This is a genomic window from Paenibacillus sp. Aloe-11 (assembly GCF_000245715.1).
Classification (GTDB): domain Bacteria; phylum Bacillota; class Bacilli; order Paenibacillales; family Paenibacillaceae; genus Paenibacillus; species Paenibacillus kribbensis.
The window spans coordinates 45,655-65,690 of sequence record NZ_JH601082.1; the positions used below are offsets into that span (position 1 = coordinate 45,655).

Below are 20,036 nucleotides of genomic sequence, written 5' to 3' on the forward strand. Positions count from 1 at the left end.
GTATAACTTTTTCGCAAGTACACTTCGTTGCCAAAAAGATTCGACGAAAATACTTGAAATAAAACCCATTTTGTCCGAAAATATATAAAGGGTAATTATGTAATTACTTCAACTATTTTGTTAGGAGGTAGATGTAGTATGTCAGGTATATTTCATCGGAAAATCAGGCTCTGCTTGCTGCTCGCAGCCATCATTACATTCGTTATCCAAAGTCCTACCGGTGATATTCGTGTGGCCCAAGCGGCTGAAAATGTCATTAATGCTACGGATTTTGGAGTTAAAGCCAACTCGAACTCCTCACAGTCCAGGGAAATTCAGAATGCGTTGAAGTATTTTTATGACCGGGGAATGAAGGGGACGGTTTATTTCCCCAAAGGCACGTATATGGTTGACGAGTCTATTCGTTTATATGCCGGGGTTAGTCTGAATGGTGACGGAATAGGCAAAACCATTTTCAAAAAGACAGGCTCTAAAAGCCAATATGTCATTGGGAATCCAATTTTACGAAACAATTCTCAACGACTAGACGTGAAGCTATCCAATCTCACCATCGACGCAGACCGTACGAACCGTGAAGCCCGTGGCGAAAGTCAGGTAGGCGGTATTCTGATAGATGTGGCTGTCTCCCACCTTACGCTGGATCGCGTGGAGGTTCGCGACACCACCATCGGCGTGTTGCTTCGCAGAACGAGAGATTCCGAGATTACGAACAGCCGCTTTGACCGCAATAACGGACATGCCATTGCCACCGGACACGAGAGCTTTCCGGCAGGCGAGTTCCGAAACGTCAAAATTACGAATAACCAGATTACCAATTCCGGTGGCGGTAGTGGAATCAATCTGTCACGCGCGACCTATACTACGGTCACCGGAAACCAAATTATCAACAAGACCCACCAATCTGACGGTTATGCAGGCATTCGTATCCCTAACAATGGAGCCCATAATACCGTAAACAATAATGTAATTGAAAATTATCCGCGGGGAATCTTTGTACTAACTGGCGCAACAGACAATAATATATACAAAAACACAGTAAAGAATGCATCCCTGCAAGGTTTACTGGTCGAATCGGACGGCAATACCTTCACAGACAATGAGTTTTTCCAAACCAATTCTTCGCTTAAGCCTGATGCGGTCATCCGCCTTTCTAATGCAAACAACAATAAAATCATTAGCAACGAGATGACCACGCACTCCAAATTCTCCAGTATAGGAATACGTGTGACCAATTCCAACTCCAATGAAATTAGGGATAACATCACAGATACTTCGGGTAAACCGATCAGCATCGAGGGTGGACGCAACAACGTCAATACAGGTAACCGCAATCGATAAGAGAATTATGTACTATGCGAGTACGTCCATTTCCGTTACAATATGTCAGTGTGATTCTGGCATCGGCAGATTGACGCGTATTTGAACATTATTGGAGGCTTGTATTTTTTTATGCAAAACGAATCTCATTCTAACGTAAAAATCATAACGGCCGATCCGAGTGCGATCGGTCTGTTTGGCTTGGCTATTGTCACGCTTGTGGCTTCGTCCCAAAAGCTCGGCCTCACTGAGGGCTTGAGCTTTATCATCCCCTGGGCTATTTTCCTCGGTGCCTTCGCACAGCTGTTTGCCTGCATTCAGGATGCAAAGCATAACAACACCTTTGGAATGACGGCGTTTGGTGCTTATGCCTTCTTCTGGTTCGCCGTAGCAGGCAGCTGGATGATTAAAATGGGCGTATTCGGTCCAGAGCTGGCGTCCGCTGTAGATGGCAAGCAGCTCGGTTTTGCCTTTGCGGGCTACCTTATCTTTACGCTGTTCATGACCATTGGAGCGATGGAGACGCATAAGGTCCTGTTCTTTATCTTTGTCCTGATTGATTTCTTGTTCCTGGGTCTTAGCTTCGATGCATTTGGCGTTGCTCCAGAGGTGTTTCATACCCTTGCAGCTTATGCAGAAATGGGCATTGCTTTGCTCTCACTGTATGGTACAGGAGCCGCAGTTCTGAATGCGCATTTTGGCCGTACGTTCCTGCCTGTAGGGCGTCCCTTCGGTATTTTCAAGCCACGCCCTTAGCTGTATATGTAAGCCCCGCAAAGCCGCCCTTTCGCGCCGATCCGCGTTAAGGACGGCTTTTTGGGTTATAATGCTGGAATTATTCGGCTTGCCAATTCGGCATGCGCTCTGCCGCATAACGGAGCCCGGCCGCCATTCCTTTGGGAATGATCGCATTAATTTTTTCCATTTCCTCCGTAGATAAAGCGATATCGACTGCCCCTGCGTTTTCTTCCAGATAAGCCACCCGCTTGGTGCCTGGAATCGGTACAATTCCCTCTTGGGCAAGCAGCCATGCCAAGGCCAGTTGAGAAGGCTTGACCCCTTTTTGAGCAGCGAGGTCCTTAATATGCTGCACGAGATCGAGATTCTTCTGGAAATTCTCAGGCTGAAAGCGTGGCACGGTGCGACGGAAATCATCTTCTGCAAAATCTTCAAACCTCTGAATTTGCCCGCTCAAAAAGCCACGTCCCAGCGGACTGTACGCCACAAATTCAATTCCCAGCTCCTTGCAAGCGGGTATAACCTCATCTTCCGCTTCCCGGCTCCATAAGGAGTATTCCGTTTGCAGGGCCGTGATCGGGTGAACCTTGTGAGCACGCCGAATGAGTGCAGGAGAAGCCTCGGACAGCCCCAAATAGCGGACCTTTCCTGCCTGAACCAAATCACTCATCGCGCCAACCGTTTCCTCGATAGGTACGTTCGGATCGACACGGTGCTGGTAGTACAAATCAATGACATCTACTCCCAGTCTTTGCAGGCTGCGGTCACATGCCTGTTTTACATATTCAGGACGACCGCTGACACCGAGAAATGCCCCATCCTCTCCGCGCATAATGGAGAATTTGGTAGCCAATACCACCTCATCCCGGTGGCTCTGCAGGACTTGACTGATCAGTTTTTCATTTTTCCCCACACCGTAGATATCCGCTGTATCCCAGAAGTTGATCCCCAGCTCCAGCGCACGATGCAGCGTTCTGATCGACTCCTGATCATTCAGCTCACCGTAATATTCGGACATTCCCATACAGCCCAGACCCAGCGCAGATACTTGAAGGTCACTTCTACCCAGTTGTTTCTTTTTCAACTTCCATCACTCCTATATTGAAAGAATAGTCATCGGCCTTTCTAATCACCATCACGTTACATCCAATATGTTACTACTTAAAGTTAACTTGAAGTCAAGTTGCCTCGTTGCACGCTCTATATCAAATTATTCAGGCCAATTTATCATAAAAGAGAGTTGTTTAGCGAATATAAAATCCTGAAATGGCAACAATATACATAAAGTGTAATCAAAGGGGTCGGTTGTAAAAATGATGCATAATGAATCTCATACAAAATTTCCGCAATTTCCGGAATCATATTGGTTAGCTTCAACTGACATCCCCAGTTTTCCCAAGCTTAGTGGGGATATTCAGGTGGATGTTGCCATTGTAGGTGCGGGGATTACCGGTATTACCACTGCTTATTTACTATCTAAAAAAGGACTAAACGTCGCAGTCATCGATGCAGGGCGGATGCTTCATGGAACAACGGGCCATACTACCGCCAAAATAACCGCGCAGCATGACTTGATCTACGGCGAGTTTCTTTCACATTTTGGCAAGGAGAAAACCCGGCTCTATTACGAAGCTAACCGTGACGCTCTTCAATTCATTAAACAAACGGTAGAGGAATACAATATCGATTGTCAATTTACAGAAGAAGATGCCTACGTTTATACAATTACAGATACGTATGTGGAGAAAATCGCCGCCGAATATAAAGCCTACGAAGAATTGGGCATCCCGGGAAGTTATGTCGAGCAAACGCCTCTGCCGTTTTCAACTAAAGCAGCTATTATGATGAAAAACCAGGCCCAGTTTAATCCGGTTCCTTTCTTAAGGTATTTGGCAAATCAAGTCATCCGTCAGGGCGGGAAAATTTATGAGCAAACCACCGTTACAGGTGTGGAAAAAGGAAACCCTGCCGTCATTACAACAAACGACGGAAATAAAATTACCTGCAACCATGTCGTGTCCTCCTCGCATTTTCCATTCAATGATCCAAACAGTCTTTATTTTGCGCGATTGCATGCCGAGCGTTCTTATGTACTAGCCGTCAAGACCGACAGAATCTATCCGGGTGGTATGTACCTAAGTGCGGAAACCCCAAAACGTTCGCTTCGCTCGGTACTAATAAACGGAGAACCGATGGTCCTTGTCGGTGGAGAAGGCCACAAAACGGGCCAGGGAATCTGCACCTTCCAGTACTATGAAGCCTTAGAAAAGTTCGCAGAGCAAACATTTGGATTAAAGGAAATCATGTATCGCTGGTCAGCCCAAGACTTGTATACACTAGACAAGCTCCCCTATATCGGGCAGGAGCTATCCAACATTCCTAACATCCTTGTTGCTACGGGTTATAGAAAATGGGGGATGACCACAAGTGTCGCGGCAGCTCTATTAAATACGGATCTGATTACCAGAAAGGAAAGCCCGTATCAGGATCTTTTCTCCCCCTCAAGGTTTCATGTGGACCCCGACATTAAAACATTCGTGACCCAAAATGCGAATGTGGCTAAACACTTGATTGCTGGGAAATTGGAAATGATCCACAAAAAAGCCGAAGAACTACAGCACGACGAAGGAGCGGTCGTCCAGGTAAATGGTAAAAGGGCAGGCGCTTACCGAGACCAGCAAGGAGCATTGCACCTAGTGGACACAACTTGCACCCATATGGGCTGCGAAGTCGAGTGGAACGAGGCGGAAAGAACATGGGATTGCCCGTGCCATGGCTCCCGCTTTTCCTATCAAGGCGAAGTAATTGAAGGACCGGCCAAAAAATCGCTTGGCAAGGTTGAATTCGAATAGCACCATCAACCCAAGAGAGCAATAAGAACAGTTCAATCACTGTCCCTTATTGCTCTTTTTTCGTAACTGCATTTCAAGCAGAAATGAACATCATTATGTATGAACAGAAGCACTGCCAGGGGCTTCTGAGTAGAGAGAGTCTATTAAAGAGCTAGCGCTTCTTCCGTAATCTTTTTAATATCAATGGATGAAGGTGTTTCTTCCTTTACCATATCCGGCAGGATATTTTCCAAAAAATAATCAACGCATTTTAATTGAATATTTTTGATTTTTACAAGCGCATTGCGATACATCACTATAAATTCTTTTTCGGTATTTCCCCGCTGAAGTTCAGCAAACGCTTCGTACACCTGATCCATCTTATCCGCAACTTCAAGGATTAAACCTTCTACAGAATCATCTTTACCTTCACGTAACTGTTTACGGAAAATGGCTTTAAAATCCTCCGGAATGTTCTCTTCAATAAAATACTCGATCATACCTTCTTCGACCTGCTGGATTAATAACCGAAGTTCCTTGGAGGAGTGCTTAACAGGCGTTTTAATGTCTCCAATAAAAATCTCCCCATAATCGTGACTACTTGTGATCTCGTAAAGCTTTTTCCAGTCAATGCTTACACCGTTTCTCTCTTCAATATCAGCCAACGTTTTGGCATACTGCACCACTTTCCATGAATGAGCAGATACGCTGTGTTCTTCAAATTTAAACTTGCCTGGACAACGAATAATTCTTTCCAGCTCGTTAAGCGATCGAAAATACGTGTGAATTCCCATCAATGCATCCATCCTTTAAAATGTATGAGATAGTGGATATAAACCAACTATAAACCTCAACTATTAAGAGCAGATTATCGCAATATCAAGTTAAGTCACACATAGGATCATCCTTTTTCCAAATATTTGAGCATTTTCGTTGCTGCATGTACAATAAAATAACTTAGCCTCGGGGATTTACGCTATGCTTGAAGCAAGTTAAAAAACCTCGCCCTTCTCTGTCACAGACAGGAAAAGCGGGGTTTTGGGTTGACACACTTAACGCAAAGGCTCAAATCCCTCTACTTGCTTCAGAATCCGTTCGATTTCATCACAAATCTCCGGCTGCAGCGTCACCTCAACTGCTTTCACATTTTCTTCGATTTGTGCTGGTTTGGTGGCACCGATCAGGGCTGCGCTAATCCCCGGTTCTCTCAGAATCCAGGCAAGCGCAAGCTGTGACAGGTTGATACCCTGATCCTTCGCCAGCTTATCCAGCTCCTGGACACAATTCAGAACAGCATCGTTCATGTAGCTGCTGATGACATGGTTGACGGAGGCATCAGCCCCGCGGCTGCCTGTCGGTACAGGCTGTCCCGGTTTATATTTGCCCGTGAGAATACCTTGGGCCAAGGGTGAAAATACAATTTGCCCGATCCCCATCTGGCTGGATACGGGGAGCACCTCATGCTCGATATAACGCTCGAACATGTTATAGATCGGCTGATTGGCAATCAGCGGGCGCAGATTCAGTCTTTTTCCAATGCCATAGGCATCTGTGAGCTGGGCGGCACTCCATTCACTGACCGCAGCGTACAGGATCTTGCCTTGGGCCTGAAGGTCATCAAGCGCCCGCAGCGTCTCTTCCAAAGGAGTGTTATGATCATACCGATGACAGAAGTAAATGTCGATATAATCCGTGCCAAGGCGCTTCAGACTCGCCCCACATTGCTCCATAATGTGCTTGCGTGACAGTCCCCTGTCATTAGGGCCGGAATCCATCGGGAAGTACACCTTGGTAGAAAGCACAAAGCTCTCTCTTCGATAAGGCTTCAAGGCGGCTCCCATAGCCTTTTCACCTTCTCCCCGATTATACGCATTCGCGGTATCAAAGAAATTGATTCCAAGCTCAACGGCTTTGGCAATACAGGCATGAGCTGCTTCCTGCTCCGCGGCTGTACCGTACGTTAACCAACTCCCCAGACCGATTTCACTAATCTTAAGACCACTGTTGCCGACATTTCTATATTTCATATCTACTCCTTCTTTCGTAAGAGGATAACATGTATATATTCACGACTTGTAAGCCCTTTCATTAAACCATATTATAATAGATTTATGGAGTTATATGAAGAGGAAGAACTGACTTCGTTGGGCTGGTTGACCTCGAATCTATAATTAAGATGGTTGCCTCATTTCACTTTTCCGCATTGTAAATGCTGATAAAGCTGTGATAAAATATAGCCAAGAAGTATATAATAAAAAAGAGCAAGGATGCGCTAACATCCCTACTCTTTGGCAACAGCCGCTTTTAAGGGCGGTCGGCTGTGGTTTAGATCGGGAAATAGATCTCACCTTTGGACGGGGCGATCTATTTCTTTTTGTTTTGGCTCAATGCAACGACAATCGTGACAACTAATCCGATTAACGTCACTAGGAACGTACCGAACATCATCATTAATGTCAGAGCATCTTTAACCTCCACAGGCATCACCTCCTTTGCAGGAGACTAGCCGACCGCCCATCTAAGCCATTCTGTTGTTAAGGAATATTATAACATATAGACTTGATGACTTACATCTTTCCTTTCTCAGATCCCTTTCGGGAAAAGCGCATCATATGCAGGACAAGGCAGTTTGTTGAGAAACTCCTGAAGCGGCTTCGGCTTATGCTTGTAAATATCCTTTAAGGATGTTCCGTTGTAAATATTGCCGATAACCACAGGATGGCATAGCTCACAGATCAGGATATCACCGTTCCCGTGAAGATGAAGCTGCTTTTTACCATCAACACAGTTGGAAAAATAAACGCCCGGCTGCTCCTTGAAGCCCAGTGCTTCTGCAAAACGGTCCATGCAGGTGAAATACAGCACGGTATCGTCCTTTTTATGGGCAATCAGATCATGAACGGAACGGACAAGTGCCTCCTTGGTGGAAATGGCGTTCCAGTTGGTATGATCCATCACGATGCTGTTTTGGATTTCATGGATGCGTACACCGAGTTCATATACCATTTCACTAATGGCTTGCATGTTGTTCTGTGTTTCCTCAAACAGCAAAGTCTCCAGTACTGTTTCCAGCTTGGCTTCGGTACACAACCGGATATTTTGAACGATTGTCTCATACATGCGAGGATGAACATGATAATAGGCTGAATATTTTTCGGCGTCCGTGAAGTTGAAGGAAATATGAATGTTGGAAAGCCCTGCATCACGCAGTCTCTCAATTCGTTCAGGGCTGAGCAAGCTGGCATTGGTATTGAGCTGGGTAGCGATTCCCTTGCTCGAACAGTGAGCCACAATGTCCAGACAGTCCTGATACTTCAAGGTCACTTCACCCCCGGACAGTCGCACACGTTTTAACGTTGGAATGTCATCAATAATACCAATGACCTCCTTGCTGCTGATGCATTGCCCGTCGTTTCGCTGATATGCGCAGCAATAATCACACTTGAAGTTGCAATTGGAGGTGACCCCGACTTCCAGTCCCTCCAGCTCGTAGACGCCCGGCTTTTCCAGTTCAAGTGCTTTATATTTGTTCTCTATACTCACTTTCTTATGATCCTCCCGATCTCAGGCTTGTGTCTTGAATACCCTTGAGATTATACAGAATGAGAGCAGCTCAGAGATATGACATTGCTAACGGTAAGGAGTAAGAGAGTTCAATCTTTAAAAAGTCATAGTTACACTTGCTTAGCTACATCACTTTTTCCACACATCATTCAATTGTATAAAGGAGGACTTTCAAAAATACACACTCCACAAATGTGAACGATATGTGAACTGGGCATAGTTCTCATTTCTAAATCCATACTGAATGTATCCAGGAGTAAATGGAGGCGGATAATGTGGACAAAAGGATGAATCTGCTCATGTTCAGCGGCGATTATGATAAAGCGATGGCTGGACTGATTTTGGCCAATACAGCTCGGGAGCTAGATGTAGAGGTTACCATGTTTTTTGCGTTCTGGGGGTTATTTCTGGTTCGTGATCCCGAGAAGATGACGCTTGAGGACAAGACGATATACGAGAAAATCATGGGCTGGATGACTCCGAAGGGACCTGAGGCCCTGCCGCTGTCCAAGATGAATTTTAGCGGTCTGGGCAAGCTGATGCTGACGGAAATGATCGAAGATAACGAAGCCCCGAAGCTCATTCATTTCTTGAAGGGAGCGCGGAAGAAAAACGTCAAATTTTATGCCTGCAAGCTATCGGTGGAAATTATGGGGTTTAAACCGGAGGAGTTCATCCCTGAGCTGGAAATTATCGAGGCCAAAACCTATCTAAAAGATGCTCTCGAATCCGATATGCAGCTGTTTATATAAGATACACACACGCCTTGCCCAATTTTTGGACGAGGCTTTTATTTTGTCTAAATGATGACATCCGCCTATTTTTTTTAACCTATTCAGGCCTACCTACGTACCCTAAGAAGACAGAACGACTTAGGAGGCGCCGTATGCTCATGGCTCGAATTGGAAGCAGTAGTTGTAGGTATCAGCCTTCTAACGAGGCTTATTTCCAGAGGTATCGCGACAATACGATCGGATATCACCAGACCTTTGAATCTCCATATGGACAAAAAAAGCTGATTTATGCGGATTGGACAGCCAGCGGCCGTCTGTATGGGCCCATCGAGTCGAAAATAGCTAATGATTTGGGCCCTTTTGTGGCGAACACTCATACGGAGTCTAATTTGACAGGCACCCTGATGACCCAAGCCTATGAAGAGGCAAAACGAATCATTAAGAACCACGTTCATGCCGACGAACACGATATCATTATGTTTGCCGGGTCCGGTATGACCGGTGCGGTGAATAAACTTCAACGGTTGTTAGGATTGAAAATACATGAGAAATTAAAGCACCTCTATCCAATCGCTGAAAAAGAACGTCCCATTATTTTTGTTACGCATATGGAGCATCACTCCAATCATATCTCCTGGGCGGAAACCATCGGGGACGTCGTGTGTGTCCCTCCGGGTCCCGGCGGTATCGTCGATCCGGTTCAGCTCGAACGGCTGCTGCATCAATTCCGGCATCGGCCTATGAAGATTGGCGCTTTTACGGCCTGCTCTAATGTTACAGGTTTTGAAGCACCCATGTACCAGCTATCACGCAAAATGCATGAACATGGCGGCGTCTGTTTTATTGATTTTTCTGCAAGCGCTCCTTACACCGAGATCAACATGCATCCCCCTAAACCCCTTGAAAAATTGGACGGAATTGTATTTTCACCACACAAATTCCTCGGTGGTCCCGGTACAAGCGGCGTTTTAATTATGGATTCGAGACTCTGCTTTAATAATGCTCCAGATCAGCCCGGAGGCGGCACAGTAAGCTGGACCAACCCTTGGGGTGGGTACGAGTATAAACATAATATCGAAGCACGCGAGGATGGAGGGACACCTCCTTTTCTCCAGGCCGTTCGAACGGCGCTCTGCATTCAGCTGAAGGAACAAATGGGACACACCCGCATGTTGGAGCGTAAAAAGGAGCTAACCTCATTATTGTTAAAAGGCTTGAGCACTATACCAGACCTGCACATTTTGGGTGGAAGCAGCCAAGATCGGCTGGGAATCGTTTCTTTCGTTGTCGACCATATTCACTATAACCTGATTGTAAAATTACTGAATGATCGGTTTGGAATTCAGGTCCGGGGCGGCTGCTCTTGTGCAGGAACCTACGGACACTATTTGCTGGGCATCGATCAACAAACCTCTACTCAAATGACAAGCCTAATCCATGCAGGAGATTTATCGCAAAAACCAGGCTGGGTGCGCCTGTCCCTCCATCCTATGATGACGAATCAGGAAGTCTCCTATCTCATATCTTCCATACGAGAAATTGTAGAAAACATCATGACCTGGCAAAAAGATTATATCTATCAACCAAACACGAACGAATGGCGATCTATGAAACAATCTAAAAAAATAGACATCCACAAATGGTTCAATTTTTAGCGGGGTTCATACTTCACCCAAGTTCCTGAGACGGCCTTCAATTGGGCTGGGATAATCGAATACCTCGGAAAACGGGCTATATGATTTTTGAATAAAAAGAAAGGAGCGACCTAATCACCAAGGTCTGCTCCTTCGTTCTTATCAATATAGCGTAAAATCGCTTATTCATTCTCGGATTCCCACTTGGATATCTCTTCGCGCACCCGTGGAGCTACCTCTGTTCCCAGCAGCTCAATAGCTCTCATGACATCTTCATGCGGCATTGTGCCGACGGGTACGTGCAGCATAAAGCGTGTAATGCCTACCTGTTTACGCAGGTGAATGATTTTCTTGGCAACTGTATCGGAATCGCCTACATACAGCGCGCCCTCAAAGCTACGTGCGGCATCGAAGCTGGAACGGGTGTAAGGACCCCAACCACGCTCACGCCCAAGCACGTTCATGACTTGCTGGGTAGAAGGGAAAAACTTGTCTGCTGCAAGCTCGGTGCTTTCCGCAATAAAACCATGCGAGTGGGATGCAACTGGAAGCAGCGATGCGTCATGGCCTGCGTGCTTAGCCGCTTTTTTATACAACTCGACCAATGGTGCAAAATGCATAGGGCTGCCTCCAATAATGGCAAGCACCAACGGCAATCCGAGCAAGCCGGCACGGACTACAGATTCCTGATTGCCCCCGCTGCCAATCCATACGGGCAACGGATTTTGAACCGGACGCGGGTACACACCCAAATTGTTGATTGCGGGCCGATGTCCGCCTTTCCAGGTGACTTTTTCGGATTCACGTATTTTCAATAACAGCTCCAGGCTTTCATCGAACAACTCATCGTAGTTGTCCAAATCATATCCAAACAACGGGAACGATTCGATAAAAGAACCCCGTCCTGCCATAATTTCAGCCCGTCCATTCGAGATGCCATCCAGTGTAGCGAAATCCTGAAACACCCGCACCGGATCATCCGATGACAGCACCGTGACTGCACTGGTTAGTCGAATCCGCTCGGTCTGTGCTGCCGCCGCAGCCAGTATAACAGCCGGCGCAGAGGCAGCATAATCTTTACGATGATGCTCCCCAACGCCGTACACATCCAGCCCTACCTGATCTGCAAGCACAATCTCCTCGACAACTTCTCGTATTCGTTGTGCGTGACTGATGACCTCACCCGTTTGGGGATCCGGTGTTGTTTCCACAAACGTGCTTATACCTATCTCCACTGGTCCTACCTCCTCATGTCTCGTTCTCATTCGGCTGCTTACACAGCAAACCATTTTAAAAACCGATATCTTTATATTGAACTATTTCTGTTTATTTTTCAAGCTTTCCTTTTCTGGGTCTGGATTCAGTGAACAGGAACGTCAACAGGAGCTCATGCCAATGTGTATATTGGTATTGACATTGAGACGAGAAGTAACTAATATGGTTACAACGGTGGTGAACAGTTATGAAACAAATCAGTAGTCGCTTCTCCATAGCAGTCCATATCCTTACGTTGATTGCTATTATGCCGGGAGAATGTACAGGAGACTTCATTGCAGACAGCGTAAATACAAATCCCGTCGTGATCCGAAGAATTATGGGCATGCTGAAGAAAGCCGATCTGATTGACATCCGATCTGGTATAGGTGGTGCTTCTCTTTTGAAGGAGCCAGAATCCATTACTTTACTGGATGTATATCATGCGGTTGAGGTTATTGATAAGGGACATTTATTTAATTTTCATAAGGACCCGAGTCCACTCTGTCCTGTAGGCAAAACCATCGAAGCCTCCCTCTCGGGAGAATTGGCTGAAGCCCAGGCGGCTATGGAACAGCGATTGAAACGCGTCACGATTCAAAAGATGCTAAATCAAGCTCATGTTGAAGCTCATGTTAATTAAAGCTCAGATAGAGCTTTTTTTAAAAACCTCGTTGTAACCACTTGTGTTATAACTAATTCAGTTTTAATACTTGTGAAAATTCGATATAAACTGAATGGAGTTCTGCCATTCATTTTTATATACATATTCAATTGGAGGAATGGAAAAATGAAAATATTGGTAACTGGCGCAACTGGACAATTTGGATCTATAGTCGTGGATACACTGTTAAAAACAGTACCTGCTGCAAGCCTTGCAGTAAGTGTACGCAATCCTGAGAAAGCTGAACACCTTCGCACACAAGGCGTTGACGTACGTCACGGTGACTTCGACAAACCTGAGACTTTGGATCAGGCATTCGCTGGTGTGGATCGTTTGCTGATCGTCTCCGCGGACGGGGATAACGCGACACGGATTCGTCAGCACCAAAATGCTGTCGATGCAGCCAAAAAAGCCGGGGTAAGCTTCATTGGTTACACAAGTGTTGCTAAGGCAGACCGTAATGCCCTCTCCCTTGCCGAGGTTCATCGTGCGGCGGAAAAAGCTATTCGCGAGACTGGCATTCCGTATTCCTTCCTTCGCAACAACTGGTATGTTGAAAACGAAGCAGGCAGCATACAAGGCGTATTGCATGGTGCACCTTGGCTTAATGCTGCAGGCAGCGCTCGGATAAGCTGGGCTTCACGCAGTGATTATGCCCAAGCTGCTGCTGCTGTTCTCGCTGGAGAAGGACATGAAAACACGGTCTACGAACTCTCTGGTAAACCTCGCACACAAGCCGAGCTTGCAGCCATCACGGCCGAAGTAATAGGCAAAGAAGTGAAGGTCGTCGATGTGAACGACGCTTCATTAGGCGAGGCTTTGCGTGCTGCCGGATTGCCTGATTTTGTGGTCACCATGCTTGTTGATTTGCAAGGGCCGATCCGCGAAGGCTCCCTTGATGTGGAAAGCGATGATCTGGAAAAATTGCTAGGGCGCCCAGCTCAGCCTTTAAGTGATTCTGTCAAAGCTATTATTGGCCAATAATTAACGAATAACGACGAGGATTTCAAACAGATATGAAAAAACCACCGGATAGCGAGGCTCTCAAGCCTATTCCCGGTGGTTTTTCCTGTCTCATGTTTACTTGAGACGTTGATTGTTTAGTTCTTTTTTACAAATTCGGATTTTAATTTCATCGCTCCGAAACCGTCAATTTTGCAATCAATATCATGATCGCCTTCCACCAGACGGATATTCTTCACTTTGGTGCCGATTTTCAAAACAGATGAGCTTCCTTTAACCTTAAGATCCTTAATAACGGTTACAGAATCACCATCCTGCAGAACGTTGCCATTCGCATCTTTCACGACCTTTACATCTTCATTGCTTACGGTTTCTGACTCGGATGACCATTCATGAGCGCATTCCGGGCAGATGAAAAGACTACGATCCTCGTAAGTGTATTCTGAATTACATTCAGGGCAATTTGGCAAATTAGACATGGTATTATGTACTCCATTCATTTTTATTCTATACAAGTATATTGGATAATCAACAATGAATCCACTCATGGATGAAATTAGGCTGGCGTAAGTAGACGTCTCAGAATCGCTGATCAGACTTGAGGCTCATACTCGCTCAATTTCCCTTCGTAGATCAAATGGAATCGGTCACTTTGCCGAAAATCGTCTGGCGTAATAAGGGCGGGCAACTTGTTCCATATTTTTATGCCGGATCGCTGTAAAATTTCCGCGACGAATTGCGAACAAAAATAAGAATTGCTGAACTCGACTGGTTCTTTGAGTGCAACACCAATCAGCCCCAGTAAGTTATACATATATTTTTGGCGACTTCGGATAAAGACGTGTAAGACCCGCTTCATTTTTTCGACTTCACGATCGGTTACCTGAAGCTCGTAGATGACACATGTTGTATTCGGAAATCTGCTGTATGTACCTGTCTTAATATCCTCTTTTACGAAACCGCCATCCAGAGGGTTATTGGGAGTCTTTCTCCCGAAGCTGTATAACTCCGAAAGTTCACGGTCGAAGGAAATGGAGGCGTGATTGTATGGCGCTCTTGTATAGCTTTTAATGACTCTCGTAAGAAACGTTCCCGTATTGGTAAGCAAGATAAAGACGGATTGATCAGCTACCATTTACTAAATTTCCCCTTATCAAGTTTGAATTATTCCTTCATAATAACATAGGAATCCTTTAATGGAATCCTATTTCGCGATAAGTTGGTGAAGGCATGGACAGTTCGCTATTAACGTTAATCCTCATTTTTACAGCCTTATTGGTCATCCATCTGATTTATATAGTGGTAGTCAAAACACAGCCCGACAAAGACTATGCAGCTATTGGACTTCGCATCAAGACCTGGTGGGGCATGTTCTTTATCTTTTGCTCGGCAACTCTTTTCAATCCGATTGTTTCACTGCTTTCCTTGATGGCACTCACTTTTTTTGCGCTTAAAGAATACTTTTCCATGATCAGATCCAGAAAAGCCGATCGCAGATTGTTTCTATGGGCGTACTTGGCTATTCCTGTACAGTTTTATTGGATTTATATCGGGTGGTACGGGATGTTTATTGTCTTTATACCCATCTATGTGTTCTTGCTGCTGCCGCTCCCGCGATTGATCAATAAAGGAACGGTTGGTTTCCTACGCAGTGTCAGCTCGACCCAATGGGGACTCATGCTGATGGTTTTCGGGCTGAGTCATCTGGCCTATTTTCAGTTTGCTACGCCGCAATACGGAGCGAAACTTGTTCTTTTTCTAGTGGTTCTGACGCAGCTCAATGATGTCGCACACTATCTGGCATCGCTCTATTTCGGGAAGCGGAAAATTGTCCCAACATCCAACCCCAATTTAACTTGGGAAGGCTTTGCATTCGCTTTTCCCGTAACCATAGCGGCTTCCTATCTAATCTATCCCTACCTGACGCCGTTTGACCTGAAATTTGGAATTATTTTCGGCATGCTGATCAGCTTGAGCGGTTTCTTCGGCAGCTTAACGGTCTCCGTGCTGAAGCGAGATTTATTAATCGGCGATGATGACAAGTTCGATGCTCTGAAAAAAAGCTACTTAAGCCGGGTGGATAGCTTGACCTACACCTCGCCTGTCTTTTTTCATGTGCTTCGTTATTTTTTTGACTTTATGTAGCAATATCTTACTATGAAAAGGGCAGTCTAGCCTCACCTGAGGATAGACTGCTATCAGGTTCTTAATGCACCTGATCCAGCAATTGATATGCTTCTTCCTTCGTTGTGACGGCCAGAAGTGCTTCTCTAAAATGATCATCCATCAGCTTGCGGGACAGCATTTGCAGTACTTTCAGGTGCGTATTGTCCTTGCTATTGCGCGGTACAGCAATCATGAAGATCAATTTCGTCTCACTACCGTCGAGACTTTCCCAGTCAACGCCACTCCGCTTGATGCCAAAAACCACGCTTGGCTTTAAGACAGCTTCCGATTTGCCATGTGGGATGGCAATATTCATTCCGATACCTGTGGAGCTTTCTTGCTCTCGGGCCGATATGACCTGTTTAAAATCACTGGCAGAGCTTACGGTTCCCGTTCCCACAAGTACTCCGATCATTTCATCAATGACAGCATCCTTTGTCGTTCCTTCCAGATCGAGATTAATCAGATCCATCGTTACAATATCCGTCAGCTTCTTAATGTGGACAGCTTGTGAAGGTACTGCTGACCCATGATTTATAGCGGCTGTTGAAGCCGATAACTCCGCAGCAGTTATAGTAGTTGCAGATGGTTTGGCTACTGCCGCGGAATTTCCAGATATCACTTCTCCAGCAACGGCCGTATCTACAGTCGCAATATCTTTTTTCAGCAGGCTCACCATGACAACCGTCACGGCTACGCCGATAATAACGGCGATAAAGAACATAAACACATGATCGACTGCACCAAGCACGGCTACAATCGGTCCACCGTGAGCTACCCTATCGCCTACATTCCCCAGCATGGCGATGACTGAACCGACCATGGATCCTACCATGATACTGGGAATAACACGGAGTGGATCTTGCGCAGCGAATGGAATGGCACCTTCGGTAATGCCGAACAGACCCATCGTAAATGTTGCTTTCCCGGCCTCGCGTTCCGACGGTGCAAATTTACGTTTGTTGATCATCGCTGCAAGTCCCATCGCAATCGGTGGAATACAAATCGCAACGGCGATTGGACCCATAATTTCATAATTGCCTTCGCCAATCATGGCCGAGCCAAATAAGAAGGCCACTTTATTCACCGGACCGCCCATATCAAAGGAGATCATCGCCCCCAAGATCAGCGCCAGCAGAATCGAGCTTGTGCCTTGCATACCCGCCAGCCAACCTGTTAAAGCTTCAAACAATTGCGCAATTGGAGCACCGATCACAAACACAAAGATTAATCCCACAATCAAGGATGACAATACGGGAATAATAATAATAGGCATGATCGGCTGTAACGCCCGGCCAACCTTCATTTTCCGAATCCCCAGTGCAACATAACCCGCAAGGAAACCGGCAATAATTCCACCGATAAATCCGGCCCCCGCCTCACTTCCATAAAAACTGCCGTTTGCAGCAATAAATCCGCCAATCATACCCGGTGCAAGCCCCGGTCTATCGGCAATGCTCATCGCGATAAATCCAGCGAGGATCGGTACCATAAAGGTAAACGAAGCCGAGCCGATATCCTGAATCGTCTTCCAAAACGAACCGTCCGGTATAACCAGACCGCCAGGTGTCTTCTCACCGCCAATCGTCAGTGCAATGGCAATGAGCAAGCCTCCGATGACGATGAAGGGCACCATATAGGACACACCATTCATCAAGTGGCGGTAGATTGGGTTTTGCTTCGGTTTTTTCTCCTCTGTACTACCTTCGGCAGAACGTGACTGTGCCTCGTACACAGGCACATCGCCTTTCATCACCCGCTGGATCAACTCTTCCGGACGACGGATACCATCCTGTACACCAACGACCAGCAGTTTCTTGCCAACGAACCGGTCTTTTACCACCGTCTTATCTGCTGCAATAATAATGCCATCCGCTTCACGGATCTCCTGCTCCGTTAATTGATTTTCGATTCCAATGGAGCCTTGTGTCTCGACCTTCATCTCAATGCCCAGTTTCGCTGCTGCCTTTTGCAGATTCTCAGCTGCCATATACGTATGTGCAATTCCGTTAGGACATGAGGTAATCGCCAATATTTTCATAGTCATTCCCCTTCTCTTTGATGTTTCCGCTTACATTGATAGTATAAACGTCTATTTGGCTGTTATTGATCGAACTTTTTACCGGAACTTTCGGAAAAACGGATTTATAAGGACAAAAAGCAGGACTTATATAAGTCCTGCTCCAGAGTACAGCTTTTGGTATTCACTTATCCTTTTAGCTTCCCTAATAATCTCATCGCATCAGTCTCCTTGGACAAGGCATGCACCATAGCCGGCTGCTCACTGATCAGGGATAATTCCTTAAACAACTGTCGCATCTCTTCGCGTCTATCCTGTTTAACCGCAAGCAGGAACACAAGCTCTACTTTCTCGGTTCCCCAGGTGAGCGGCTGCTTCAAGGTAGCGACTACAATAGCTGACTGTCTGATCCACTCCGAGCCGCCATGCGGGATGGCAACACCCCCACCAATCGTGGTAGCGGACATTTTTTCTCGCGCCAGCACACTTTCCACATAACCTTCCTCGACATATCCCTTGTTCTCCAGTATTCGCGCCAGCTTGGAGATAATTTGTTCGGGGCGTTGCACTTCCTGCTGGGGAAAGACCAGAAAAGGCGTCGTATACCTGAAAAATACAGATTCATCTGCCACCCTGTGTTCCGGCTCATCCAATCGTCTGATCACCTGCTCCAGCTGACGCTCGTCCTTGGCGTCCAGCAATGGAGAGACGAGAATGTGGGGAACTTTTATGTCCGGAAGAGCTACGGTTGTAATGACAAGCTCCACCTCATGGGCTGCCAGATAGTCTTGAACTTCCGCTTTCGATATCGTGGTTTCCACATGCACAGACGGAAATTTACGTTCCACCTTTGTACGCAGCAGCTGGGACATGCCAATGCCCATGTGACATACGATGACTGCTCTTTGAGGATGACTGTCCCTCTGATGAAGCCGCTCCACTGAGGCTTGGAAATGCAGGGTTAAATACGCTGCTTCCTCTTCGGGAAATGACAGTCGGATCATTCTCCCTACCTCTTCCAGTGCAATAATGACCCGATCGAACATGTAAGGGTACATCTTCTTGATCTCGGCCAGCATGGGATTGGACACGGTCAGACCATATTGAAGACGGTTCAGGGTCGTATATAAATGAATCTTCAACCCGTTTAGCAGCATCTTGTCCTTGTCAAAGGCAATCATATTCAGCTCTGACATCCGCCGGATCAGCTGCTCAACTAATTCAGGCAAAAGCGGATGGCTGTCTGCCAGATCGCTCTGCTTTCCCTTCCTTTTTTCCTGCTGGTAACGGAACTTCCCGCTAAGCAGATGCAGGGTTAAATAAGCCGTCTCTTCCCGGGAAAAAGGCACGGCAAACAGCTTTTGCAGCTGCTGTAAAAAAGACGTAGCCCATGTAAATTCAGCTTTTTCCTGTAAAAAGGCAATGTCCTGCCCGGAGAGCGAGATGGGCTGTCCGAGCTTGGTTCGTTTGACCATTAACAGGATATGCAGCATTAGACCTTCGAAAGCTTCATCAGTGAAGCTGAGCTCATGACGTTTTTGAAATGTTTTTAGTTCATGATGTATGGTTGCAATCTCGTGCGGTTCAAACTGCTTGCGCATCATCTGTCCTGTTAGCTCAGGACTATCTATCAGTTGGTTCAGCCGTGCCAAAGCTATCCGCTTGTTTTTCTCGGAGCCTTGAATCGTCAATCCTACGCGCTGCTTGGTAATCAAGGCAAGATCAAGGCTGTGCAGCCAGCCTTCGATCTTCTCCATATCTCTACGGATCACCGTTTTATTCACATAATACTGGGAGGCCAGATCCTGTATGGTTACAGGCTTGGCAGCCATCAAGAGATGATAGGCGAGATGCAGCACCCTTTCCTCATCCGACTCATGTTGGACTCTACTCTCGTCCGCATACAGTCGATGGAACAAATCTATCCGCTCCAATTCATCCATCTCCAGATAAATGCCGCGTCCCGGCCTTCTCACCAGATTGGCGCTGGAATGCTTGACTATATATTCTTCAATTACCTTCAGATCGTTGCGGATCGTCTTTTCAGAGCACTCAGTCTGATCCGCCAAATCCTGCACTAACCATAACCGCCCCGGTTCAGTTAACAACCTGCGAAAAATTTCTGTTTGCCTTTTGTTCATTCCAATCTCC

18 protein-coding genes are annotated in these 20,036 nt (G+C 46.2%); 8 read left to right on the plus strand and 10 right to left on the minus strand.

Going from position 1 to position 20,036, the window contains the following annotated elements; genetic code table 11:
* Window positions 1–138 precede the first annotated feature (138 nt).
* Window positions 139–1,338 (plus strand): glycosyl hydrolase family 28-related protein, encoded by a 1,200-nt coding sequence (locus WG8_RS25125; RefSeq protein WP_007433113.1) that lies wholly within the window; start codon window positions 139–141, stop codon window positions 1,336–1,338.
* Between the two features lie 111 nt (window positions 1,339–1,449).
* Window positions 1,450–2,073, plus strand: coding sequence for an acetate uptake transporter (locus WG8_RS25130; RefSeq protein ID WP_007433114.1), 624 nt, complete (start codon window positions 1,450–1,452; stop codon window positions 2,071–2,073).
* A 79-nt stretch (window positions 2,074–2,152) separates the two neighbouring features.
* Here the strand turns inward: WG8_RS25130 and WG8_RS25135 are convergent, their stop codons facing one another.
* Window positions 2,153–3,139, minus strand: a complete 987-nt coding sequence (locus tag WG8_RS25135) for an aldo/keto reductase (RefSeq protein ID WP_007433115.1) — start codon at window positions 3,137–3,139, stop codon at window positions 2,153–2,155.
* A gap of 229 nt (window positions 3,140–3,368) precedes the next feature.
* Here WG8_RS25135 and WG8_RS25140 point away from each other — a divergent pair, with 229 nt between their 5' ends.
* Window positions 3,369–4,907 carry an FAD-dependent oxidoreductase gene (locus WG8_RS25140; protein ID WP_007433116.1) on the plus strand — a complete coding sequence of 513 codons (1,539 nt, stop codon included), beginning with the start codon at window positions 3,369–3,371 and terminating at the stop codon, window positions 4,905–4,907.
* Window positions 4,908–5,050: 143 nt separating this feature from the next.
* Here WG8_RS25140 and WG8_RS25145 read toward each other — a convergent pair whose 3' ends face one another.
* The 4 genes from WG8_RS25145 to WG8_RS25155 form a co-directional block, all read right to left on the minus strand.
* A complete protein-coding gene (locus WG8_RS25145) occupies window positions 5,051–5,680 on the minus strand; it encodes a YfbR-like 5'-deoxynucleotidase (RefSeq protein ID WP_007433117.1) in 630 nt (209 codons plus the stop codon).
* Between the two features lie 258 nt (window positions 5,681–5,938).
* Window positions 5,939–6,913: an aldo/keto reductase family protein gene (locus WG8_RS25150; protein WP_007433118.1), complete on the minus strand. Its 975-nt coding sequence runs from the start codon at window positions 6,911–6,913 to the stop codon at window positions 5,939–5,941.
* A gap of 337 nt (window positions 6,914–7,250) precedes the next feature.
* Window positions 7,251–7,364 carry a putative holin-like toxin gene (locus tag WG8_RS29240; protein WP_232289175.1) on the minus strand — a complete coding sequence of 38 codons (114 nt, stop codon included), beginning with the start codon at window positions 7,362–7,364 and terminating at the stop codon, window positions 7,251–7,253.
* Between the two features lie 105 nt (window positions 7,365–7,469).
* Window positions 7,470–8,429, minus strand: coding sequence for a radical SAM protein (locus WG8_RS25155; protein WP_007433120.1), 960 nt, complete (start codon window positions 8,427–8,429; stop codon window positions 7,470–7,472).
* Between the two features lie 296 nt (window positions 8,430–8,725).
* On the opposite strand from WG8_RS25155, the gene WG8_RS25160 reads away from it, so the two are divergent.
* Entirely contained in the window at window positions 8,726–9,202 is a 477-nt protein-coding gene (locus WG8_RS25160; RefSeq protein WP_043891432.1) for a DsrE/DsrF/DrsH-like family protein, read from the plus strand.
* Window positions 9,203–9,336: 134 nt separating this feature from the next.
* Window positions 9,337–10,839: an aminotransferase class V-fold PLP-dependent enzyme gene (locus WG8_RS25165; protein ID WP_043891415.1), complete on the plus strand. Its 1,503-nt coding sequence runs from the start codon at window positions 9,337–9,339 to the stop codon at window positions 10,837–10,839.
* A gap of 161 nt (window positions 10,840–11,000) precedes the next feature.
* On the opposite strand, the gene WG8_RS25170 is transcribed toward WG8_RS25165, so the two are convergent.
* Window positions 11,001–12,053: an LLM class flavin-dependent oxidoreductase gene (locus WG8_RS25170; RefSeq protein ID WP_007433123.1), complete on the minus strand. Its 1,053-nt coding sequence runs from the start codon at window positions 12,051–12,053 to the stop codon at window positions 11,001–11,003.
* A gap of 227 nt (window positions 12,054–12,280) precedes the next feature.
* Between WG8_RS25170 and WG8_RS25175 the strand changes: the two genes are divergently transcribed.
* The gene (locus WG8_RS25175; protein WP_007433124.1) at window positions 12,281–12,715 is read left to right on the plus strand and encodes an Rrf2 family transcriptional regulator; all 435 of its coding nucleotides are present in this window, start codon (window positions 12,281–12,283) and stop codon (window positions 12,713–12,715) included.
* Between the two features lie 147 nt (window positions 12,716–12,862).
* Window positions 12,863–13,720 (plus strand): SDR family oxidoreductase, encoded by an 858-nt coding sequence (locus WG8_RS25180; protein WP_007433125.1) that lies wholly within the window; start codon window positions 12,863–12,865, stop codon window positions 13,718–13,720.
* Window positions 13,721–13,836: 116 nt separating this feature from the next.
* Here WG8_RS25180 and WG8_RS25185 read toward each other — a convergent pair whose 3' ends face one another.
* Together WG8_RS25185 and WG8_RS25190 are read right to left on the minus strand one after the other, a co-directional pair.
* On the minus strand, window positions 13,837–14,178 hold the full coding sequence (locus WG8_RS25185; RefSeq protein WP_007433126.1) for a zinc ribbon domain-containing protein YjdM: 342 nt from the start codon (window positions 14,176–14,178) through the stop codon (window positions 13,837–13,839).
* Between the two features lie 113 nt (window positions 14,179–14,291).
* Entirely contained in the window at window positions 14,292–14,834 is a 543-nt protein-coding gene (locus tag WG8_RS25190) for a hypothetical protein (RefSeq protein WP_007433127.1), read from the minus strand.
* A gap of 95 nt (window positions 14,835–14,929) precedes the next feature.
* Between WG8_RS25190 and WG8_RS25195 the strand changes: the two genes are divergently transcribed.
* Window positions 14,930–15,844 carry a phosphatidate cytidylyltransferase gene (locus WG8_RS25195; RefSeq protein ID WP_007433128.1) on the plus strand — a complete coding sequence of 305 codons (915 nt, stop codon included), beginning with the start codon at window positions 14,930–14,932 and terminating at the stop codon, window positions 15,842–15,844.
* Between the two features lie 61 nt (window positions 15,845–15,905).
* On the opposite strand, the gene WG8_RS25200 is transcribed toward WG8_RS25195, so the two are convergent.
* Entirely contained in the window at window positions 15,906–17,906 is a 2,001-nt protein-coding gene (locus tag WG8_RS25200; RefSeq protein WP_007433129.1) for a PTS fructose transporter subunit IIABC, read from the minus strand.
* 167 nt (window positions 17,907–18,073) lie between these two features.
* Window positions 18,074–20,026: a BglG family transcription antiterminator gene (locus tag WG8_RS25205; protein ID WP_043891416.1), complete on the minus strand. Its 1,953-nt coding sequence runs from the start codon at window positions 20,024–20,026 to the stop codon at window positions 18,074–18,076.
* Window positions 20,027–20,036 lie beyond the last annotated feature (10 nt).